A 21,929-nucleotide genomic window follows, 5' to 3' on the forward strand; every position below is an offset into this window, starting at 1 on the left:
CTCCGGCGGCCTATATGGCCGCCTTTTTATTGGCTATTACTCAGGAAACAGAAACAAGATGCAAGCCGATAATCTGCGTCATTGGGATATCTTCTGTACTGTGGTGGACAACTATGGCGACATAGGCGTTACCTGGCGCCTGGCGCGGCAGCTGGCTGGCGAATATGGTATTAAAGTACGTTTGTGGGTCGATGACCTCAACAGCTTTACGCACATTTTACCCGAGTTAAACCCGGCCCTTGTCAGTCAACACTTTGGTGGTGTTGAAGTCATCCATTGGCTGTCTCCCCTACCCCGAGCCTGGCAACCGGGCGAAGTATTGATAGAAGCCTTTGCCTGCGACTTGCCCTCGGAAGTGCTGACAAGCCTGCCTGAGCTTGCCAAGGCACCTAAATGGATAAATCTGGACTATCTCAGCGCCGAGAGCTGGATAGATGATTGCCACGGCCTCAGTTCGCCGGCGCTCAAAGGGGTCAAGAAGACCTTTTTCTTCCCTGGCTTTACCCCAAAGTCAGGCGGACTCATCTGCGAGCAGTCTCTGTTTAGCGAGCGTGATGCCTGGCAAGCAAAGCCTGAACACGCCATGGAACACTTGGCAAAGATGGGGCTTAGTGATATTGGCACTGATGATTACCTCATCAGCCTGTTCAGCTACGAGACCCAAGCCTTGCCGGCGTTGCTGGAACTTTGGCAGCAAAGTGAGCGGCGGGTACAACTGTTAGTCCCCAAGGGGCGCAGCTTAGGTTGTATCGCGCCTTTGCTTGAGCAATTTAACCAGGATTCAGGACCCAAAGTCGACTGGCAAGATCCTGTCAGTTGGCAAGCAGGCCAGAGTTTCAGTCGCGGCGCACTCAAGGTGCAAATCCTGCCGATGACAGATCAAGATGGCTATGATCGGCTGTTGTGGAGTTGCGATTTCAACATAGTTCGCGGGGAAGACTCTTTTTTAAGAGCTCAGTGGGCCGCCAAACCTTTTATCTGGCATATCTATCAGCAGGAAGAACAAGCACATCTGGTAAAATTGGATGCTTTTATGGCACGATACTGCCATAATCTGCCTCCCCTTGTCGCCCAAACCTGGCGAACGCTGAATACCGCGTTCAACTGCGACCAGGGAGCCCAAGCCAGCCAAAGCTGGCTGGCACTGAATTCTGCCATGCCGACATTGATGCAACACGCAAAAAAATGGCCGGCTGAAGCAATAAATGAAGCAGATCTGGCAAACAGGCTAGTGCTAATGGCCAAAACCCGCTAAGATTCTGCGCTGAATTGAAAAACCGCTTATATAGGAACATACGTAATGAAGACTGCTCAGGAAGTCCGCGCAGGTAACGTTATCATGGTTGACGGCAACCCTATGGTTGTACTCAAGACCGAGTTCAACAAATCCGGCCGTAACGCTGCTGTGGTAAAGATGAAGCTGAAGAACCTGCTGCAAGGTTCCGGCACTGAAACTGTATTCAAGGCTGACGACAAGCTGGAAGATATTCAGCTCGAGCGCCTGGAGTGCACCTACTCTTACTTTGCTGATCCTATGTATGTCTTTATGGACTCAGACTTCAACCAGTATGACGTTGAAGCCGAAAACATGGGTGATGCCATCAACTACATAGTTGATGGAATGGAAGAGATCTGTCAGGTCACTTTCTATGAAGGCAAAGCCATCTCTGTAGAACTGCCTACCACTATCATTCGCGAAGTAGGTTACACTGAACCTGCCGCCCGTGGTGATACCTCAGGTAAGGTAATGAAGCCTGCTTCTATCGTAGGTACAGATCTGAAGGTGATGGTTGCCGACTTCGTTAAAGAAGGCGACAAGATTGAAATCGATACCCGCACCGGTGAATTCAAGAAGCGCGTTTAATTAAATCGCCCTCCTTTGTAAAAGCCAGCATCGTTGCTGGCTTTTTTGTACCGTAAAAAACACATCTTGTTATTGGTTTGTCAGTCGTAAACGGGTATTGAGCATTAACTTCTCATTCGATAAGGCAGGGTAGGCTGCTTCATAGGGGGAGCCTCCCGGATAATAGTCCCGCAAAGCGAGCGCCTCATCAGACAAAGAGGTAAAGCATATACCGGGTTTCTCAGCTAGCTCCGTAATATAATCAGGACCGATTACATACACAGAGTAGTCGAGTTTGATATCACTCTCATCCTTCCCCGTTAACTGTTCATTTGAACTGTCTTTCAATCTGCCTCTTATTCGGTTCAGCTCGTCCCTTATCTCTGCAGCCTCTATCTCCACTTGGTAGACGAGTGTATTTTCCGACTGGCACTGGAGTGCCATGCGGGATGAGAAGAGTACATTTTCATAAAGGGAAGCCCCTAGAGTCTGGCTATTGGTATCCACAAAGACAATTATCTTAATGTTGCGGTCTTCAATTAAGGGATCGCGTTTAAAAACGATCTCCGCTTTCAAGGAGATGAGCTGACCTTCAGTATCCTGGTTTTGAGTAACATTAAAATGTTCAATCAAAGGGGTTTGACCATAATCTTGCCGCTGTTTGGCGCGAAAAACCTTAAGTGCCGCACTTCGTTTGGCACTGTGTTTTCCATCCATCCGGGTGATCATTAAGATACCGGCAAAAATAAGCAAAATAACCAGTACCAAGCCTGCAATAGCACTTATCACACCTGAGCCTGAAGCATCGGGAAGTATAGTTTTGAAAATTGCAGAGCTGCCCCAGACAATTAGCCAAAGAACGCTGATAAAAGCCATAGCCTGGCGAGGTGATGGGGTAAACCAACGGCTCTTGTTACTGCTTAGAGGTGTTATGAGTAATAACAGCAGCGCAGTAATGGCAAAGAATATATGCATGCAGCTCTGTCCTTAAGCCTTGTGGTACTCACTTACAAACACCATAGAAGGCAAATTCCCTGTATCGTTATTCACAATACTGCCGAGAAGCGTTTGATATGTCGAGCTATTGAACCTTTTGCATCCGCTTTTATTGATGGCTTCTTCGCGGCAAGCTTTTGATAAAAAAATCCCCGCGGCATAACCTCGGGGATTTTTGGGTAGGCTCAGGCTTTGAAACAGCCGCCATTCAATTAATCATGCGACTAATCAGGCAACTATGATAAAGCCAATAAAGGTAAGTACTGCCGCTATCAAGGCATAGGGTAACTGGGTCACCGCATGGCTTACCAGGTTACAGCCCGACCCTTGCGCCGCCAGAACGGTGGAGTCCGAGTAGAAGCAAGCCTGGCTACCAAAAGATGAAGCCGACAGCAAGGCACCTATCACCAGCGGAATATCAGCCCCCACAGATTGAGCCAGCGGCATCACTATGGGAATGGTCACCGCAAAAATCCCCCAGCTGGACCCGGTGGCAAAGGCCAGAATCGCCATGGCCACAAACACCACTGCAGGCAAGAGTTTTGGCGTCATAAAGGGACTCAGGGACTCAATCACATATTGAGGCAGCAGCAGTTGGTCGCAAACATCCTTAAACACAAAGGCGGCGATAACCGTGCCTATGGCCGGCAGCATGCTCTTGAAGCCATCTATCATCTGATCCATCATCTCGGACAAGGGCATCAAACGCTGCACCGCGTAATATGGCAGGGTAATCACCAGTGTTGCCAACAAGCCTTTCCAGACATCGATATCAAAGTAAACGGTAAAACCAACCAACAGCAAAATTGGCACCAGGAAGTTATGCAGCTTACCTTGCTTGTCGGCCTGCTCAAACTCCTCCTCCATGGCGCGCACGGCATATTCATCTGAAGTCTGAACTTCATCCAGATCTATCTGCTCTTTGGCCGGATTGCCGGCCGCCGCTGCGAGCTGCGCCTTTTTCATTGGTCCTATTGCCGGTACTATGCCAAGGATGACCAGCAACACCATGGCAACCGCCAACCAAGCGTAAAACATATACGGGATCGCCTGCATATAAATTTGGATCCCCTCGCCTTCGGCGGCCACACCGTTGTTGACCAGAAGTCCGCCAAAAAACACCGCCCAGGTGGATAGCGGCACCAACACACATACCGGCGCTGCGGTGGAGTCAACCACATAGGCCAGCATCTCACGGGAAATCTTGAACCTGTCTGTAACCCGTTTCATGGTTTCGCCTACTGTGAGTGCATTCAGGTAATCATCAATAAAGATCACCAGGCCTAGCACAAAGGTCATCAGCAGAGATGAGCGTGGCCCTTTGGCGAGTTTGAGCGCTTTACGGCCAAAGGCCAAGGCGCCACCTGTGCGCACCAACAAGGCAATCAGGGCACCGAAACTGCCACACACCAGGATTAACCAACCTATGGTCTCATCGGCCATCACCTTGAGAGAGATATCGGCAAAGCTGTTCAGCACCTGACTGGGGTCAAGAAGCAATAGCCCGCTGACGGCACCTATGATTAAGGCCAGGATGGGACGACGCAGCCAAATGGCCAGCACCAATACAACTATGGGGGGAACAAGACTTAACGCTGTCGGCTCAGACATGCACTTAGGTCCTCAAAAAGATGGCCTTGCGGCCCTATAAAGTCATGTGGGGTGTTGAAGACACCACCAAAACAACTGCTTTATTTACGGCTTTCCGCCAGACGGACAGTAACAACTGGTCGCTTTTGTTGGAGCCTTGCTAAAAACATCGCGCAGAAAATAATGCGCAACTGGATATGAGTCAACCATAAATTGAGTCAGTCAGTGCAAATTTTGACCTTGCGGGCGATTCCAAAAAAAACATCATATGATTCAAAGGGTTTTACATGTCATTTTTATGCTTTTCTGTATGCATTTGCATATAAGCATTCAGTTAAACTGCCTTTTTATTTCAAAGAAGGTAAAGGAAGGTGCGAATAAGTCCTCGTGGCACTCTGGCTTGCACAGCAATTGGCATTCAAGGCATCTGACTGAAGGCATGCCGGGGCCTGTCAAAGTCAGATAACGCAGAGAGCCGGTTGCTGTGAAAGCCCCGAAGGGCGCGGCTTACAAGCCTGCCTGCTGTGTTGTGGTTCTTGCAAAGGACTAGGGCCATTTGCTGCGAACCACGCCTTGCGTCCAAGCCCGTAAGCCGACGCAGAGCACACATGGGACTTGTTCGCACCTTCCTAAGGCGACTTTGTGATAGCTGCTATTGTTTAGCACCCATAGCAGTCCTTCAAACTTAATTTTGTAATAAATACAGATTTTTTATCTTTTTATCGTGCGTATTTTTTTTGCTTTTAAAGATGAAAATTCTGCCGTAAATACAGAGTTTGGCTTTACCCCTCTTTCTAAGGCGCTTGAAATTAGGTATTGTGCCGAAGGTTAAACTCTTTCATATCAGCCAGTTTCGAGGTAGTAATGCGGCCAATCATCAAATCCAATAAGCTCGACAGTGTTTGTTACGATATTCGAGGACCGGTACATAAAGAAGCGCGTCGGTTGGAGGATGAAGGCCATCGTATTCTTAAGCTCAATATAGGTAACCCGGCCCCCTTTGGCTTTGAAGCCCCGGAAGAGATAGTTCGTGACGTTATCCTCAACCTGCCATCGGCCCAAGGGTATTGTGAGTCCAAAGGTTTGTTCTCTGCCCGCAAGGCGATAGTGCAGCATTACCAGTCCCAGGGGATCTTCGGTGTCGATATTGAAGATATCTATATAGGTAATGGTGTTTCCGAATTGATAGTGATGGCCATGCAGGGGCTACTCAATACCGACGATGAGGTGTTGGTTCCCTCCCCTGACTATCCACTGTGGACCGCAGCGGTTAACCTAGCCGGCGGCAAGGCGAGCCACTATCGCTGCGATGAAGCGGCCGACTGGTTTCCCGATCTTGAGGATATCAAGAGCAAGATTGGCCCAAGAACCCGCGGAATTGTGATCATCAACCCCAACAATCCAACCGGTGCCGTATACAGTCGCGAGCTGTTGCTGGAGATTGTTGAGCTGTGCCGGCAGCACTCCATCATACTGTTTGCCGATGAGATCTATGACAAAATTCTTTACGATGGCGCTGTGCATATCCCAGCCTGTAGTCTGTCGGATGATATTCTTACCGTGACGTTTAATGGCCTTTCCAAAGCCTATAGAGCCGCCGGTTTCCGGGTCGGTTGGATGATGTTGTCCGGCAATCTCAAGGCGGCGCGCAGCTATATTGAAGGGCTGGAGATGCTCTCCTCTATGCGCCTTTGCGCCAACGTGCCCAATCAGCATGCGATTCAAACCGCATTGGGGGGGTATCAGAGTATTAATGAGCTTACCGCCATCGATGGCCGCCTGACTCAGCAGCGGGATATCTGTTATGAGCTGCTCAATCAAATTCCCGGCGTGAGCGTGGTGAAACCCAAGGGCGCCATGTATGCATTTCCCCGCCTCGACAGCAAGCGTTTCGGTCTCAGGGACGATGAGCGCCTGGTGCTGGATCTACTGAAAGAGAAGAAAATTCTCTTGGTACAGGGTACCGCCTTTAACTGGCCGGAGCCGGATCACCTGCGAGTGGTGTTCCTGCCTCATAAGGAAGACTTACAGCGGGCCCTGCTCGCCTTCGGTGACTTCCTCGAGTACTACCGCCAATAACACAATGCCAGCCGCCCATCGAGGCGGCTTTTTTATCCCCGTCCGGCACTGACAGCCTTTAACCACTGAGGTAAAGTAAGGGAAACGCGCAAAAAACTTAGGGAAGTTGTATGAGTCACCTTTTTGCCCACCTGGCCAGGATGAAGTTAATTCAGCGTTGGCCCTTGATGTATAACGTCCGCCCCGAGAATGTGCAGGAACATTCATTGCAGGTTGCCATGGTGGCCCATGCGCTGGCCATCATCAGTAACCGTAAGTTCAATGGCCAATATTCGCCCGATCGCGCCGCGACCCTGGCCATCTTTCACGATGCCGGCGAAATACTTACCGGCGATCTGCCCACTCCGGTCAAATACTTCAATGCCGAGATAGAGGCCGAATACAAGAAGATTGAAGCCATAGCCGAAGCCAGGCTGCTGGAGATGGTGCCCGAAGAGTTTCGTGACGATTACCGCTCGCTGTTTATCAGTGATAGCGCCGAGCTCAGCCATCGCAAGTTGGTCAAGTCTGCCGATACGCTGTGCGCTTATCTCAAGTGTCTCGAAGAAAAACGCGCCGGAAACAACGAGTTCAACAGTGCCCGCAAGCGACTCGAAACCATGCTGGATGCCAACCCCGACCCGGCAGTGGCATATTTTCGCGAGCATTTTATTCCCAGTTTCACCCTGGATCTGGATGAAATCAATCAACTGCTCTAGCAGGAGAGATTATGAGCCAAGCCCACTGGCAAGCCAGGCGCGAGCCCAATAACAGTCAGCGCCGAGAAGATAATCGCAGTCCCTATCAGAGAGACAGAGCCAGAATTCTACACTCTGCCGCCTTTCGGCGCTTACAGGCCAAGACTCAGGTGCTTGGGGTGGGCATGAACGACTTTTACCGCACCCGCCTGACCCACTCACTGGAAGTCTCGCAAATAGGCACGGGCATTGCCGCCCAGTTGAAGCAGCACTATCCCGAAATGGCCTTTTTGCTCGACTCCATGAGTCTGCTCGAAGCCCTATGCCTGGCCCATGATATAGGTCACCCACCCTACGGCCATGGCGGCGAGGTGGCGCTCAACTACATGATGCGTGAGCACGGCGGCTTTGAAGGCAACGGCCAAACCTTCAGAATCCTTACCCGGCTCGAACCCTATACCGAACACTTTGGCATGAACCTGACCCGGCGCACCCTGCTCGGTGTACTCAAATACCCGGCGCCGGTACGCACACTGAAAGTGGATAGACCTCAGCCGGAACTGAGTCACTATCGTCAGCTAAGGCCGAGCCAATGGCCGCCGGTGAAAGGGATTTTCGATGATGATGAAGCTATCCTCGATTGGGTACTTGAGCCGCTGGACAGTAAAGACAAGCAGAGCTTTCTCAGTCATTACAGCCCGGGGGAAGGGCTGCACCGACGCACTCACTTCAAGTCGTTCGACTGCACCATTATGGAGCTGGCCGATGATATCGCCTATGCGGTGCACGATCTCGAAGATGCCATAGTAATGGGGATAGTCACCGGCGCGAATTGGCAAGAGGATATGCGTGCTCCGCTACAGGCCATTGAAGATGAGTGGATCCAAAGCCAGCTCGGGAATATTGAGCTCAAGCTGTTTTCCCGCAAACATCACTTGCGCAAGGATGCCATAGGGACCCTGGTCAATGCGCTGGTCACCGCCATCAAAATCGACGAGAACCCGGACTTTGCCGAACCCTTGCTCAGATTCAATGCCAAGTTGGAACCGGCCTTTGCCGAGTTGCTGGAGCTGCTGAAACAGTTTGTCCTCAAATATGTGGTGCGTAAGCCCGAGATCCAGATGCTGGAGTACAAGGGCCAACAGATAGTGATGGAGCTGTTTGAAGCCTTTGCCTCGGATCCTCTGAGGCTCCTGCCCCACAATACCCAATCACGCTGGCAACAGGCCAACTGCAAGGGGGAAAACAGCCACAGAGTGATAGCAGACTATATCTCGGGAATGACAGATGAGTTTGCCGCCAGGCTGCATCAACAACTGTTCAGCCCCAAAGGCGGTGCCATCATAGACTTGAGCCAGAATTACTGATGAACAATAGTCGCAACCAACTAACAATAAAGCGCCCGAGGGCGCTTTATTTTATCCCAGTAAGTTGGGAAACAATCCCTTGAAGCCTGCTGCTATTACCTCTATGCCGATGGATAGCATCAAGAGTCCCATCAGACGGGTGATCACGTTAATCCCTGTCTTGCCGAGGAGCTTATTGATAACCGAAGCCATTCTGAACAATGCAAAGCTGAGCAGACCAAACAGGGCCACAGTCACCGACATGGCCAGCAGATTGGCCAGGCCTTTATGCTCGGCGGCAAAGACGATGACAGAGCTGATAGCCCCCGGACCGGCCATTAGCGGCAAAGCCAGCGGCACCACAGCAACCGATTCCATCGCCGAGGCTTCCCTGTCCTCTTCCTGGTTGCGTTTCACCTCGCCCAGCTTTCCCTGCAACATGGACATGGCGATGATGGCAATCAGTGTACCGCCGGCAATTCGGAATGCCGACAGCGAAATACTGAACATATTCAATATATACTGACCCGCCACTGTGGTAACCAGGAGGATCACCACCACGGCAAAGTTGGATATTTTGGCAGTATGATTACGCTCAGCCTCAGTCTGGTGACTGGTGAGGCTGACAAATACCGGCAACAGGCCCACCGGGTTGATGATAGCCACCAGTCCGAGGAAAAATTTAACGTACAGGGTCAAATCCAATTTCGTATCCTTCCAGTGTAGGGAACTCACCGGGAAACAGTAGCTTGAGACGGTGCATACTCTACCCTAAGTTAACAAACCCCAGAAATGAGATTTTCTATTCTCGGTCACAACTTCGAATAAATTTTCGTAATATCAGTGCAGCCAAAGCTGCAGTATAGTCGACACTAATGCAAAGTTGTTTTTCGCTCCTGGATGAGATCCAACGTTGTTGAATTACATAAAACGCCATGCATGTGGCCAAGATCACAGATAGCAACGCCGTTTGGTTGTAATTTTATTTCATGTGAGAGAGTTTAACCAAGATGAGTCTTTGTTAAATTTTTTTACGGGAAACTGATTATGAAAGTCACCAATACCGAGGAACTGGATCTGTTACTGGAAAGAGTCAGCCAGGCTCAGGCGAAATTCGCCGGCTTCAGTCAGCAGCAAGTCGACAAGATATTTCGCGCTGCAGCGCTGGCTGCCGCCGATGCCAGAATTGTGCTGGCGAAACAGGCCGCCGCCGAAACCTCCATGGGAGTACTGGAGGACAAAGTGATTAAAAACCACTTTGCTTCCGAGTATATCTACAACAAGTACAAGGATGAAAAGACCTGCGGCATTCTGGAAGAAGACGACACCTTCGGCACCATCACTATCGCCGAGCCCGTGGGGATCATCTGCGGCATAGTACCGACAACCAACCCTACCTCCACCGCTATCTTCAAGGCGCTGATCAGCCTGAAAACCCGTAATGCCATAGTGTTCTCCCCACATCCCAGGGCCAAGGCATCCACAGTCGCGGCTGCCCGAATAGTACTGGATGCCGCCATCAAGGCCGGGGCTCCCGAGGACATTATAGGTTGGATAGATGAACCCAGTGTCGCACTATCCAATCATCTAATGACCCACGAAAAGATAAATCTCATACTGGCCACCGGCGGCCCGGGTATGGTGAAGGCCGCCTACTCTTCCGGGAAACCGGCTATCGGTGTCGGCGCAGGTAACACACCTGTGGTTATCGATGAAACCGCGGATATCAAACGGGCTGTGGCCTCCATCCTGATGTCAAAAACCTTCGATAACGGTGTGGTGTGCGCCTCCGAACAAGCGGTAGTAGTGCTCGACAGCATCTATCAGGCGGTGCGGGAGCGCTTCGCCCATCACGGCGGCTATCTGCTCAGTGACGAAGAATGCCTTGCGGTGAAACAGGTTATTCTCAAAGACGGCGCCCTCAACGCCGCCATTGTTGGCCAGAGTGCCGCGCGCATTGCCGAAATGTCCGGCTTCAGTGTACCGAACTGGACCAAGGTACTGATCGGTGAGGTGGATGAAATAACTGAAGCCGAAGCCTTCGCCCATGAAAAGCTTTCGCCGCTGCTTGGTATGTACCGCGCCAAAGACTTTGACGAGGCGCTTGATAAGGCCGATGCCTTGGTGAAACTCGGTGGTATCGGCCATACCTCTGGGCTCTATACCGATCAGGATACCCAGGTGCAGCGGGTCAAGCGTTTCGGTGAGCGAATGAAAACCGCTCGAATTCTGATCAATACCCCGGCATCTCAAGGCGGGATCGGCGATCTCTATAACTTCAAACTGGCGCCCTCCCTCACCCTGGGCTGTGGCTCCTGGGGCGGCAACTCCATTTCGGAGAATGTGGGTCCGAGTCACCTTATCAACAAGAAAACCGTCGCCAAGAGGGCCGAGAATATGTTGTGGCACAAGCTTCCATCTTCCATCTATTTCCGCCGCGGCAGCCTACCCATAGCACTGGAAGAGTTGGCCGACAAACGCCGCGCCTTGATAGTGACAGACAAGTTTCTGTTCAATAACGGCTACTGCGATGAAACCATCAAAATCCTCAAAGGCTTGGGGCTGGATACCGAGGTGTTTTATGAAGTGGAGGCCGATCCTACCCTGGCTGTGGTTCGCGCCGGAACCAAGGTGGCCGAGAGCTTCCAACCGGATGTGATCATAGCCCTTGGTGGCGGCTCACCCATGGACGCCGCCAAGATCATCTGGGTGATGTATGAACATCCTCAGGTGGACTTTGCCGATCTGGCGCTGCGCTTCATGGATATTCGCAAGCGTATCTACAAGTTCCCCAAACTTGGACGCAAGGCCAAGATGGTGGCTATCCCCACCACTTCAGGAACCGGCTCTGAAGTCACACCATTTGCCGTGGTGACCGATGAGAAGACAGGTGCCAAATATCCCATCGCCGATTATGAGCTGACCCCCAATATGGCGATTGTGGATCCCAACCTGGTGATGGATATGCCCAAATCCCTGACAGCCTTTGGTGGTATCGATGCCATTACCCATGCCTTGGAGGCCTATGTCAGCGTGATGGCCAACGAGTACAGTGACGGCCAGGCATTGCAGGCCTTGAGTCTTCTGGTTGAGCACTTGCCCAAAGCCTATGAAGAAGGCGCTGCAGCGCCGATTGCCCGCGAAAAAGTGCACAACGGCGCCACTATTGCCGGTATCGCCTTTGCCAACGCTTTCTTGGGAATATGTCACTCTATGGCCCATAAATTGGGTGCCGAATTCCATCTGCCCCACGGTTTGGCCAATGCTCTGCTCATAAGCAATGTCATCCGTTTCAACGCCACCGACCTGCCTACCAAGCAAGCCGCCTTCAGCCAGTATGACAGACCCAAGGCGCTCTGCCGCTATGCCGCCATTGCCGATCACCTCAAGCTGACAGACGCTGGGCTGAGTGACGCCGAAAAAGTCGAGCGTTTGATAGCCAAAATCGAGCAGTTGAAGCTGGCTTTGGGGATCCCGGCCTCGATTCAGGAAGCCGGTGTCAAAGAAGCCGATTTCCTGGATAAGCTCGATGAACTGGCTGAAGATGCTTTTGATGATCAGTGTACAGGCGCCAATCCCAGGTATCCCTTGATAGGTGAACTGAAAGCTTTGCTGCTGGCGAGCTTCTATGGTGAAACGTATCGTGACTGACGGGTAAACCTGCACAAACAACAAAGGCCTCCCTATGGAGGCCTTTGGCTTTCAAGCGTTATACCGAATCGGTAGGTATAAGCGCCTTACCACATAAGATCGTCCGGAATGACATAATCTGCGTAAGGGTCGTCTTCTTCCGTTACTTGCGCGGCGTTGTTCTCGGCCTGCCACAAATAGCCACACCAAGCCGGCACCAACAGATTAACCCGCTCGGCGAGTTTATGAGGCACCAGATAGCTGCTTTGCTCAATACGTACTATCCCCAAGCGGCCACCGAGTAACTGACTCTGAAGTTTTTCATTGATATACAAGGGGTATATCTTGTTCTCCAGGGTATAGTTGAACTTGATCTCGCCATCTTTCGGCAGCGCCACCGCATTTTGCTTAACTTCGGTGACCAGGCCACGGACCAAACCTTTCTCTGTGGCCTCGGCAAAGCGTTGCTCATTGAGCGCCTTGTCCTTTTCTGCCTGCTGCTTTTTCTGCTGAGCGATCTGCGCCTTCAGCTCAGCAGAGCCGTCATCAATATTGGACTTGCGGTTACGTTTCTTTTGGGTTTTGACATCGCGAACTTTTTGCTTGCTGGCGAGACCCGCCTTGAGCAACTGTTCCTGTAATGCGTTTGCCATTTTATAATCTCTCTCTTGCTACTTACTTGATTCTTGCTTTGCTGCCAGTGCCCCGAGCTGACTCATGGCCGCACTGGCACCGCCAAGCGACCAACCGCCGTCAACCGGTAATATGGTTCCGGTAATATACGAAGCCATTGGCGATGCCATAAAGAGTGCAGCATTGGCCAAGTCTTCCCCCTCACCGTTGCGTTTTAATGGCACACTCTCGGCCACCTGTTGCTGCAACTGCGCCGACGGCGCCAGGCGATTGAACCCTTCGGTACCGGCAATCGGCCCGGGTACCAGGGAGTTTATCCGAATACCCTCTGGCCCCCATTCCAAAGCCAGGGTGCGGGTCAACATATCGACGCCCGCCTTGGCGGCGCAAACGTGGATCTGCATCGGCATGGCAATATACGCCTGCGGCGCCGAAATTTGAATAATGCTGGCGCCAGGGCGCTTAAGCATGGGATAGGCTTGCTTCAACACCTGAAAACTGCCCAGCAAATCGATATCCATAACAGATTTAAAACCGTTGGCACTGAGCTTGGCGGCGCTGGCGGGGAAATTGCCGGCGGCGCCACTGACAAGCACATCGATATGCGGGAAACTCTGGGCCAAGACGGCAAAGCCTTGCTCGAGTGCCGGCAAATCCCTGACATCGAAGCTCAGGCCCAGATGTTGACCTTGTGGATTGGCTTCATTCAATAACGCCACCGCGGCTGCCACTTTTTCCGGATTACGGCTGGCAACCGCCACATGGGCACCGGCAACTGCGAACGCCTTGGCGATACAGAGGTTAATGCCGCTGGTACCCCCGACGACCACTACATACTTACCCTGATAATCGAACATTGAGCTTCTCTCCTATCCACTGATCATTCGTTATTCCGGTCCATACTGCGAGTCGCCGGTATGTCACAAGTTTATGCCAGCGATTGATGTATCGCCTGCAGTGTCGCCAAAGGATCGGCCGCTTGAGTAATGGGTCGGCCTATGACCAGATAATCTGAGCCCGCCGCCATCGCTTCAGCCGGGGTCATGATGCGTTTTTGATCGCCGGCATCACTGCCCGCCGGACGAATGCCCGGGGTCACCAGTTTGAAATCGGCGCCAAGTTCAGCCTTAAGCATACTGGACTCACGGGCCGAGCAGACCACACCATCGAGACCGGCTTTTTGCGTCAGGCGCGCCAGCCTGCGAACCTGATCTTCAGCACTGCCTTCAACACCAATAAGCTTGAGCTCATCGTCGCTCATTGAAGTCAGCACAGTAACGGCAATCAGCAAGGGGGCGTTATCCCCGTAAGGCAGCAATGCTCGGCGGGCGGCTTCCATCATGGCGAGGCCGCCACTGGCGTGGACATTCACCATCCAGACGCCCATTTCGGCGGCAGCAGTGACCGCCTTGGCCACTGTGTTGGGAATGTCGTGAAACTTCAGGTCAAGAAACAGATCAAACCCACGGTCATGGATCTCTTTCACCAGTTGAGGCCCGAACAGGGTAAACATCTCTTTGCCTACCTTAAGGCGGCACATAGACGGATCCAACTTATCAATAAGTTGCAATGCTTTGAATTTGTTATCAAAGTCCAAGGCGACCACAATAGGTGTCTCTGTCATTTTTACTCCGTTATCTGAGGGTTATTCACCGTCCAAGCCACGCACCCGCTTGATACTGCCCCAGCTCTTGCAGGATGGGCAGTGCCAATATAGGGTGTGTGCCGGGAAACCACACTCCCGACAGCGGTAACTTGGACGGAATCTTATTTGTTGTTCTACCAGTTTTTCCAGCATCGCCAGGCTATCTCGCGCCTGCCCCTGCTCTGCCTGCTTGATATGCATCTGCATCAGGTGCTGGAACCCCCGCATGGTGGGGTGGCGATAGAGAGCTTCCATCACCATGTCTTCGGCGCCTTTGATGTTGCCGTCTTCAATCATGCGTTGCGCCAATGCCACCACAACCGAGGCACCGGCGCCCTTATCTATCGCGTGAGCCAATAGCTCGCGATAACCATCGATATCTTTGAGCTCTTGATAGAGCTGGCGGGCACAAGCGAGTGCATCGGCAAAAAGCTCGGCATCAGCGTCAATCAGTTGGTTGAGCATCTGCTTGGCCTGAGGCAATTGCCCGGCATCCAGGTAGGTCTTGGCCAATGACAACAAGGCGCGGCCACATTGAGAATCTTGCTTGAGTGCCGCTTGAAAGCCCTTGAGTTTTCCCGCTTCATCGCCGGCTTCCTCGGCCAGTTGACAATAGAAATGAGCGATAACGGGTTTCAGACCCTGCTGTCGTTTACGTGGCAAGCGCTTGGTGATATCAATCGCTTTCTGCCACTCTTTGGTGATTTGGTAAATGGAGATCAGTTGGGTTTCAGCTTCTTCGCTGTGATCGTCCTGACTGACGAGATTAAGGAATATCTCCTCGGCTCTATCGTAGAACCCGGCGGCCATATAGTCCTTGCCCAGTTCCATCATCGCCATGTCTCTTTGCTCTGTGGCGAGATTGGGCCTTGCAATCAGGTTTTGGTGAATACGAATGGATCTGTCTACCTCACCACGCTTGCGAAACAAGGAACCCAGCGACAGATGAGTGTCTATGGTTTCATCATCGACATCCAACATGCTGATAAAGAGATCGACCGCCTTGTCCGACTCATTGGAGAGCAGAAAATTGAGCCCGGTGAAGTAGTCACGGCTCAGTTTCTTTTGCGCTGAATTCTGTTTCTGCCTCAAACTGCGGCGGCCCATGTACCAACCGTAAGCCGCAGCAATAGGCAGCAACAGAAAGAGAAGTTCGAGCATACTAGGCGTCTTGCCCCTGCTGCTGAGTTAAGGTCTGGATCTTTTTGCGGGCATTACGCAATGACAGTTTCAGCTTCATGATGTAGTAGAAGGCGATGATCCAACTTAGGATAAACCCCGCCAGAAATACCACGGCCAACACTACAGGCAAGCGGAACTCTCCCTGTGCCACAAAATAACTGATGGTGACCAGCTGCTCATTGCGGGAGCCAAATACCAGTGCCACTACAAACAGCATTGCCACCAGTACGGTTGCGACAAATGACTTCACGTTGCACTCCATAAACGCGTTTCAATGTTCTGATTATCCAGTAATTTGACTGAGCTGACCAGCTTTAGCCAAGATCCAGACATAAAAAAGCCCCCTTTCGGAGGCTTTTAATACAACAGCGATTAACGGTTATAAGCGTCAACGCGTTCGCGCAGTTCTTTGCCTGGCTTAAAGTGCGGGACGTACTTGCCATCCAACTCGACTGATGTTCCCGTCTTGGGATTACGACCAGTGCGAGGTGCACGATAGTGAAGTGAAAAGCTGCCAAAGCCACGGATCTCTATGCGATCACCGCTTTCCAATGTCTTCGCCATTTGCTCCAACATCTCTTTGATGGCGCCTTCTACTTCTTTCGCCGACAGTTGCGACTGCCCAGTGGCGAGTTTTTCGATCAGTTCGGATTTAGTCATCCTAGCTACCCCTATTATCAAGCCAAACACAGTCACCTAACAGGGGGCTAGCCCCCTGTACTACAGGCACTTACTTACGAGCTGCCTTAAACGCTTCAGCCATTGCATTAGTCATGATAGCGTCGTCCTGCTTGTTCAGGTTAGCCATCACTTCTTTTTCTTCAGCTTCGTCTTTAGCACGTACAGACAGGCTGATTGCACGGTTCTTGCGATCTACGCCCATGAACTTGGCTTCAACGCTGTCACCTACATTGTAGACGCTTGATGCATCTTCAACACGGTCACGGCTGATGTCAGATACACGGATGTAACCTTCAACAGTGTCAGCCAGCTCAACAGTAACACCTTTGGCGTCAACAGCAGTAACAGTACCAACTACGATAGTACCTTTCTTCTTGTCGGCCAGGTAAGCGTTGAATGGATCGTCTTCAGTCTGCTTAACACCCAGGCTGATACGCTCACGCTCTGGATCAACAGACAGAACCACTGCAGTGATTTCGTCGCCTTTCTTGTACTCGCCAACAGCGTCTTCGCCGCTACCGTTCCAAGAGATGTCAGACAGGTGAACCAGACCGTCGATACCGCCGTCCAGACCGATGAAGATACCGAAGTCAGTGATAGACTTGATCTTACCGGTAACTTTGTCGCCCTTGGCGTAACGGTTAGCGAAGTCTTCCCATGGGTTGGTCTTGCACTGCTTGAGACCCAGAGAAATACGACGACGCTCTTCATCGATGTCCAGAACCAGAACTTCAACTTCGTCACCCAGGTTAACAACCTTGGATGGGTGGATGTTCTTGTTGGTCCAATCCATTTCAGAAACGTGTACCAGACCTTCAACGCCTTCTTCGATTTCAACGAAGCAGCCGTAGTCAGTCAGGTTGGTTACGCGACCAGTCAGACGAGTGTTTTCTGGGTAGCGCTTGCTGATTTCCAGCCATGGGTCTTCACCCAGTTGCTTCAGACCCAGAGATACACGAGTGCGCTCGCGATCGTACTTCAGTACTTTGACGTTGATTTCGTCACCAACATTCACGATCTCGGATGGGTGCTTAACACGCTTCCAAGCCATGTCGGTGATGTGCAGCAGGCCGTCAACACCGCCCAGATCTACGAATGCACCGTAGTCGGTCAGGTTCTTAACGATACCTTTAACTGCTTGACCTTCTTGCAGGTTTTCCAGCAGAGCATCACGCTCAGCGCTGCTTTCAGATTCGATAACAGCACGACGAGAAACAACAACGTTGTTGCGCTTCTGGTCCAGCTTGATAACTTTGAATTCCAGTTCTTTGTTTTCCAGGTGAGCAGTATCGCGTACTGGGCGAACGTCAACCAGAGAACCAGGCAGGAACGCACGGATACCGTTCAGCTCAACGGTGAAACCGCCTTTAACCTTGCCATTGATGACACCGATTACAGTTTCAGCATCTTCGTAAGCTTTTTCCAGAACGATCCAGGCTTCGTGGCGCTTGGCCTTCTCGCGAGACAGTTGAGTCTCACCGAAACCGTCTTCAACGCTATCCAGCGCAACGTCAACTTGGTCGCCAACGGCGATTTCCAGTTCACCTTGAGCGTTTTTGAATTGCTCAGCTGGGATTGGGCTCTCAGATTTCAGACCGGCGTCAACCAGTACCATACCGTTTTCGATGGCAACTACAGTACCACGAACGATAGAACCTGGGCGGAATTCCAGTTGTTGAAGGGATTGTTCAAACAGATCAGCAAAAGATTCAGTCATGTTAATTAACTTTAAGTAATAAACCACGTATCTATCCTGAACGTGGAGTCAGTAAAATAACTCGCCTCTTCCCTGTGGCGAATGCCTATCTCGCCAGTCTCAGAGACTGACGTCAGATAACTTGTCAACTATGTGCTTGAGCGCCAGCTCCAGCACAGTTTCAATCCCGAGTCCTGTAGTGTCTATCACCAGGGCATCTTCTGCGGGCACCAAAGGCGCAACTGCGCGATTCATATCCCGGTGATCTCTTTCCTGGATCTCGGTTAAAAGACGCTCGATATTAACATCGAAGCCCTTGTCCTGCAACTGATTATAGCGCCGCTGGGCCCTTTCTTCAGCCGAGGCTGTCAAAAACAATTTTGCCGGTGCATGCGGGAAAACAACGGTTCCCATATCCCGGCCATCGGCTATAAGGCCAGGGGCAACTCTGAAAGCACGCTGCCTTCTGAGCAAGGCTTCTCTCACCCGGGGAAACGCCGCCACTCTCGAGGCTGCGTCAGAACATTCCTGAGTACGAATGGCATGGCTGACATCTTCGCCTTCCAGCACCACTTTTATGGCTTCATTTCCGGCTCCCGCCAGAAACTGTACATCCAGGTGCGCGGCCAACAGGGTGATGGCCTCTTCGTTATCCAGTTCCACATCGTGGTGAATAGCGGCCAGTGCCAGCACTCGATATATGGCACCGCTATCGAGCAGTTTCCATCCAAGTTTGTTGGCAAGCAACTGACTTATAGTGCCTTTTCCCGCACCGCTTGGGCCGTCAATTGTGACAACAGGCGCCCGTTCAGACATAAATTCCTCCGCAGTAATTGTCATCTTCCATGAGGACACAGTATGAGTTCACCGAAAATGAGCGGCCAATATTATATATCAACTGCATGCTTTCCGTATGCTGAATTCAAGGTCAATTTCGGGCTGCTGCTGTCAACAGCCCGAAATTCAGCCGCTTAACCGGCCAAGGCCGCAAAGCGTTGGAAGTAATCCGGGAAGGTTTTTGAGGTGCAATCCGGGTCATTGATGGTGACGCCGCAATCGGCAAATGCCAGCAGCGAAAAACACATGGCCATGCGGTGGTCGTTATAGGTATCGATGGCGGCATGCTTGGGCGCAAGCGGTGGATTAACCAGAATATAATCCTCACCCTCTTCCACCTCGGCACCAATTTTACGCAGCTCCGTCGCCATGGCGCTGAGACGATCTGTCTCCTTGATACGCCAGTTGTAGATATTACTGAGGCGGGTCGGCCCTTTGGCAAATACCGCAGCTGTGGCTATGGTCATTGCTGCGTCGGGTATATGGTTCATGTCCATATCTATGCCCTTGAGCTGGCTACCCCTGGCAATAATAAAGTCATCTCCCCATTCAATCTCGGCGCCCATGGCCGCCAGCGCATCGGCAAACTTGACATCCCCCTGAATGCTGAGACGGCCAACTCCGGTGACTTTCACTTCGCCGCCGGCGATGGCGCCTGCGGCCAGGAAATAAGACGCCGATGAAGCATCGCCTTCCACCATTACCTTGCCCGGTGACAGATAGCTTTGACCGGATGGGATCTCAAAACGCTGATAGTCGTGGTTGATAACCTTGACACCAAATTGCGCCATCAAAGCCAAAGTAATATCAATATAGGGCTTGGAAACCAGTTCACCCTTGACCTTGATATTGACAGCGGCACCGGCCAGCGGCGCAACCATCAGGAGCGCGGTAAGAAACTGGCTGGAGAGATTACCGGCAATTTCCACATCCCCGCCACTGAGGCCCGTTGCCTTGACTTTTAATGGCGGGAAGCCGGGATCCTTCAGATATTGAATATCCGCGCCCAACGCCTTGAGGCTGTCGACCAAATCTCCTATCGGCCGCTCCTCCATTCTGGGTTCACCCGTGAGAACAAACTCACCGTTCCCCAGGGTCAGCGCGGCGCACAATGGCCGCATCGCGGTGCCGGCATTACCGAGAAACAGCTCTTGCAGCTTGTTGCTGTTGATAGCGCCGCCAAGGCCCTGCACGCTGCAGCGGCTCTTGTCTTCGGAAAGCTCAAATTGCACGCCGAGCTGTTTGAGCGCTGCCAACATGTGGCGAATATCATCTGAGTCGAGCAGATTGGTCAGTTCTGTGGTGCCCTTGGCCAGGGTTGCCAATAGCAGCGCCCGGTTGGAGATACTCTTGGAGCCGGGGATGTTGACCTCCCCATGCATTCTACTTATGGGATCCAGTCGCAATTGCTTCATCTTTTTTGGATTCTTGCATCTGTGTTTGACGGAGTTGCAGCGTCACGCCACGTACCGCCAAAGCGGGTTAAAAGACCTTGTCACCGATTATGGGATAAAACCGGTAAATCAAGACAAAAGATTAGATACAGCGAGTGCTGATAGGCCTGAATTAAGTGTTCGTGGCATTAAAGTTACCTGAGCGCCACAGGGATTCAACCGTTTTTTGCTGAAAAAAGCCGATTTCAGCGGAAAATTATTCAAGCAGCGCTAAATAAGCTCTTTGCTGTCCGATTGACTTTCGAAGACGTGACTCACAGATGCGACTCTCCTTTCCTGCAACTGAGCTTTACACCCTGGAAGCCCAGCTTGCCAGTTGCACCACTCTGACTATCGCTTGCTGCAGCCTCGCCAGCCGTTAACAAATAGCCTAAATGCCGTTATGCTAATCCTCTTCAACAAGTATTCAATCCAGGGAACCCTATGTTCAGCACACTCAAGGCGATGCCAGCCGATCCCATTCTTGGGCTGCTCAGCCAATATCGCGACGACCCTCGCGGTGAAAAAATTGATTTGGGCGTTGGTGTCTATAAAGACATCTTGGGAAATACCCCCATCCTCGACTGCGTTAAAACCGCCGAGCAGCGCCGCACCGCCACGGAAACCACCAAGGTGTATATCGGCCCTGCCGGTAGCAGTGATTTCAATCGGCTCATTGCCGAGCTGGCATTCGGTGAGCAGCACCCTACCCTGAGCGCCGGACGCATTCGCAGTGTATCCACTCCCGGCGGTACAGGCGCGCTGCGGGTCGCAGCCGACTTTATTAAACGTTGTCGCCCAGGCGCAACCGTTTGGGTCAGCGATCCGACCTGGGCCAATCACACCGGACTTTTTGAGGCGGCCGGTCTCAAGGTTGAGCGTTACCCTTACTATGACTACGCCACCAAGGCCCTGAAGTTTGATGAAATGCTCGCCAAACTCAACACCCTTGGTGAAAACGATGTTGTGCTGCTGCATGCCTGTTGTCACAACCCATCGGGCCAGGACCTCAGCACTGAGCAGTGGGACCGAGTGGTACAAGTCGCCGTCAAACGCGGCTTTACCCCGCTAATCGATATGGCTTACCAGGGCTTTGGTGACGGTGTCGAGGAAGATGCCTACGGCGTTCGCAAGATGGCGGCCGCCGTGGAAGACATGTTGCTCTGCTCCTCCTGCTCAAAGAATTTTGGCCTTTATCGCGAACGTATCGGCGCCTGCAGCATCATAGCCAACAGCAGTGCTGCCGCCGATGTAGCCTTGTCGGTACTGCTTTACGTGGTGCGTTGCCTCTACTCCATGCCGCCGGCACATGGAGCCGCGTTGGTGGAAACCATTCTCGGCGACAATCAGCTCAAACAACAGTGGCTGGATGAACTCAAGGTGATGCGTGACAGGATAAACGGTAACCGTGCCATCCTGGTTGAGCGTTTAAAGGCGATAGGCGTCGAGCAGGACTTCAGCTTTATCGCCCGCCAAAAAGGGATGTTCTCCTTCCTTGGGGTGTCTCCAGAGCAGGTTGAACAACTTAAGCAGGAGTTCGGTATCTATATGGTGGATTCAAGCCGGATCAGTATCGCCGGGATAAGCGATAGCAATGTCGATTACCTTGCCAAGTCTATCGCCAAGGTGTTGCAAGGTTAAAATTGGAGAGTTAGATGAAA

Annotated in this window: 19 protein-coding genes; 7 read left to right on the plus strand and 12 right to left on the minus strand. The window is 51.8% G+C overall.

What is annotated here, in order from left to right:
- The first annotated feature begins 58 nt into the window (after window positions 1-58).
- Window positions 59-1,255, plus strand: coding sequence for an elongation factor P maturation arginine rhamnosyltransferase EarP (gene earP, locus E1N14_RS11095; protein ID WP_062793775.1), 1,197 nt, complete (start codon window positions 59-61; stop codon window positions 1,253-1,255).
- Between the two features lie 45 nt (window positions 1,256-1,300).
- Window positions 1,301-1,864 (plus strand): elongation factor P, encoded by a 564-nt coding sequence (gene efp, locus E1N14_RS11100; protein ID WP_025010405.1) that lies wholly within the window; start codon window positions 1,301-1,303, stop codon window positions 1,862-1,864.
- Window positions 1,865-1,933: 69 nt separating this feature from the next.
- On the opposite strand, the gene E1N14_RS11105 is transcribed toward efp, so the two are convergent.
- Together E1N14_RS11105 and E1N14_RS11110 are read right to left on the minus strand one after the other, a co-directional pair.
- Window positions 1,934-2,818: a hypothetical protein gene (locus E1N14_RS11105; RefSeq protein ID WP_025010406.1), complete on the minus strand. Its 885-nt coding sequence runs from the start codon at window positions 2,816-2,818 to the stop codon at window positions 1,934-1,936.
- A 249-nt stretch (window positions 2,819-3,067) separates the two neighbouring features.
- Entirely contained in the window at window positions 3,068-4,450 is a 1,383-nt protein-coding gene (locus E1N14_RS11110; RefSeq protein WP_044734497.1) for a Na+/H+ antiporter NhaC family protein, read from the minus strand.
- Window positions 4,451-5,293: 843 nt separating this feature from the next.
- On the opposite strand from E1N14_RS11110, the gene E1N14_RS11115 reads away from it, so the two are divergent.
- The 3 genes from E1N14_RS11115 (at window position 5,294) to E1N14_RS11125 (ending at window position 8,552) form a co-directional block, all read left to right on the plus strand.
- Complete coding sequence (locus E1N14_RS11115) at window positions 5,294-6,508, plus strand: pyridoxal phosphate-dependent aminotransferase (protein ID WP_062793718.1); 1,215 nt, start codon at window positions 5,294-5,296, stop codon at window positions 6,506-6,508.
- 110 nt (window positions 6,509-6,618) lie between these two features.
- Entirely contained in the window at window positions 6,619-7,206 is a 588-nt protein-coding gene (gene yfbR, locus E1N14_RS11120) for a 5'-deoxynucleotidase (RefSeq protein ID WP_025887388.1), read from the plus strand.
- 11 nt (window positions 7,207-7,217) lie between these two features.
- Window positions 7,218-8,552: an anti-phage deoxyguanosine triphosphatase gene (locus E1N14_RS11125; RefSeq protein ID WP_062793719.1), complete on the plus strand. Its 1,335-nt coding sequence runs from the start codon at window positions 7,218-7,220 to the stop codon at window positions 8,550-8,552.
- Between the two features lie 51 nt (window positions 8,553-8,603).
- Here E1N14_RS11125 and E1N14_RS11130 read toward each other — a convergent pair whose 3' ends face one another.
- The gene (locus E1N14_RS11130; protein WP_025010407.1) at window positions 8,604-9,236 is read right to left on the minus strand and encodes a YchE family NAAT transporter; all 633 of its coding nucleotides are present in this window, start codon (window positions 9,234-9,236) and stop codon (window positions 8,604-8,606) included.
- A 342-nt stretch (window positions 9,237-9,578) separates the two neighbouring features.
- Between E1N14_RS11130 and adhE the strand changes: the two genes are divergently transcribed.
- Window positions 9,579-12,182 carry a bifunctional acetaldehyde-CoA/alcohol dehydrogenase gene (gene adhE / locus E1N14_RS11135; RefSeq protein ID WP_025010408.1) on the plus strand — a complete coding sequence of 868 codons (2,604 nt, stop codon included), beginning with the start codon at window positions 9,579-9,581 and terminating at the stop codon, window positions 12,180-12,182.
- 86 nt (window positions 12,183-12,268) lie between these two features.
- On the opposite strand, the gene E1N14_RS11140 is transcribed toward adhE, so the two are convergent.
- From E1N14_RS11140 to aroA, 9 genes are all read right to left on the minus strand, one after another.
- Complete coding sequence (locus E1N14_RS11140; protein WP_025010409.1) at window positions 12,269-12,814, minus strand: DUF2058 domain-containing protein; 546 nt, start codon at window positions 12,812-12,814, stop codon at window positions 12,269-12,271.
- Between the two features lie 18 nt (window positions 12,815-12,832).
- On the minus strand, window positions 12,833-13,651 hold the full coding sequence (locus tag E1N14_RS11145; RefSeq protein ID WP_025010410.1) for an SDR family oxidoreductase: 819 nt from the start codon (window positions 13,649-13,651) through the stop codon (window positions 12,833-12,835).
- Between the two features lie 71 nt (window positions 13,652-13,722).
- Window positions 13,723-14,418 carry an orotidine-5'-phosphate decarboxylase gene (gene pyrF, locus E1N14_RS11150; protein ID WP_025010411.1) on the minus strand — a complete coding sequence of 232 codons (696 nt, stop codon included), beginning with the start codon at window positions 14,416-14,418 and terminating at the stop codon, window positions 13,723-13,725.
- A gap of 21 nt (window positions 14,419-14,439) precedes the next feature.
- A complete protein-coding gene (gene lapB / locus E1N14_RS11155) occupies window positions 14,440-15,600 on the minus strand; it encodes a lipopolysaccharide assembly protein LapB (protein ID WP_044734503.1) in 1,161 nt (386 codons plus the stop codon).
- A gap of 1 nt (window position 15,601) precedes the next feature.
- Complete coding sequence (locus E1N14_RS11160; RefSeq protein WP_025010412.1) at window positions 15,602-15,871, minus strand: LapA family protein; 270 nt, start codon at window positions 15,869-15,871, stop codon at window positions 15,602-15,604.
- Window positions 15,872-15,993: 122 nt separating this feature from the next.
- A complete protein-coding gene (gene ihfB / locus E1N14_RS11165) occupies window positions 15,994-16,281 on the minus strand; it encodes an integration host factor subunit beta (RefSeq protein WP_025010413.1) in 288 nt (95 codons plus the stop codon).
- Window positions 16,282-16,351: 70 nt separating this feature from the next.
- Window positions 16,352-18,019 carry a 30S ribosomal protein S1 gene (gene rpsA, locus E1N14_RS11170; protein ID WP_025010414.1) on the minus strand — a complete coding sequence of 556 codons (1,668 nt, stop codon included), beginning with the start codon at window positions 18,017-18,019 and terminating at the stop codon, window positions 16,352-16,354.
- A gap of 99 nt (window positions 18,020-18,118) precedes the next feature.
- Complete coding sequence (gene cmk / locus E1N14_RS11175) at window positions 18,119-18,814, minus strand: (d)CMP kinase (RefSeq protein ID WP_025010415.1); 696 nt, start codon at window positions 18,812-18,814, stop codon at window positions 18,119-18,121.
- Window positions 18,815-18,969: 155 nt separating this feature from the next.
- Entirely contained in the window at window positions 18,970-20,250 is a 1,281-nt protein-coding gene (gene aroA, locus E1N14_RS11180; RefSeq protein WP_062793720.1) for a 3-phosphoshikimate 1-carboxyvinyltransferase, read from the minus strand.
- 462 nt (window positions 20,251-20,712) lie between these two features.
- On the opposite strand from aroA, the gene E1N14_RS11185 reads away from it, so the two are divergent.
- Window positions 20,713-21,909: an amino acid aminotransferase gene (locus tag E1N14_RS11185; RefSeq protein WP_025010416.1), complete on the plus strand. Its 1,197-nt coding sequence runs from the start codon at window positions 20,713-20,715 to the stop codon at window positions 21,907-21,909.
- Window positions 21,910-21,929: the final 20 nt, after the last annotated feature.

The organism is Shewanella algae, from assembly GCF_009183365.2.
In the GTDB taxonomy this organism is placed as follows: Bacteria; Pseudomonadota; Gammaproteobacteria; order Enterobacterales; family Shewanellaceae; genus Shewanella; species Shewanella algae.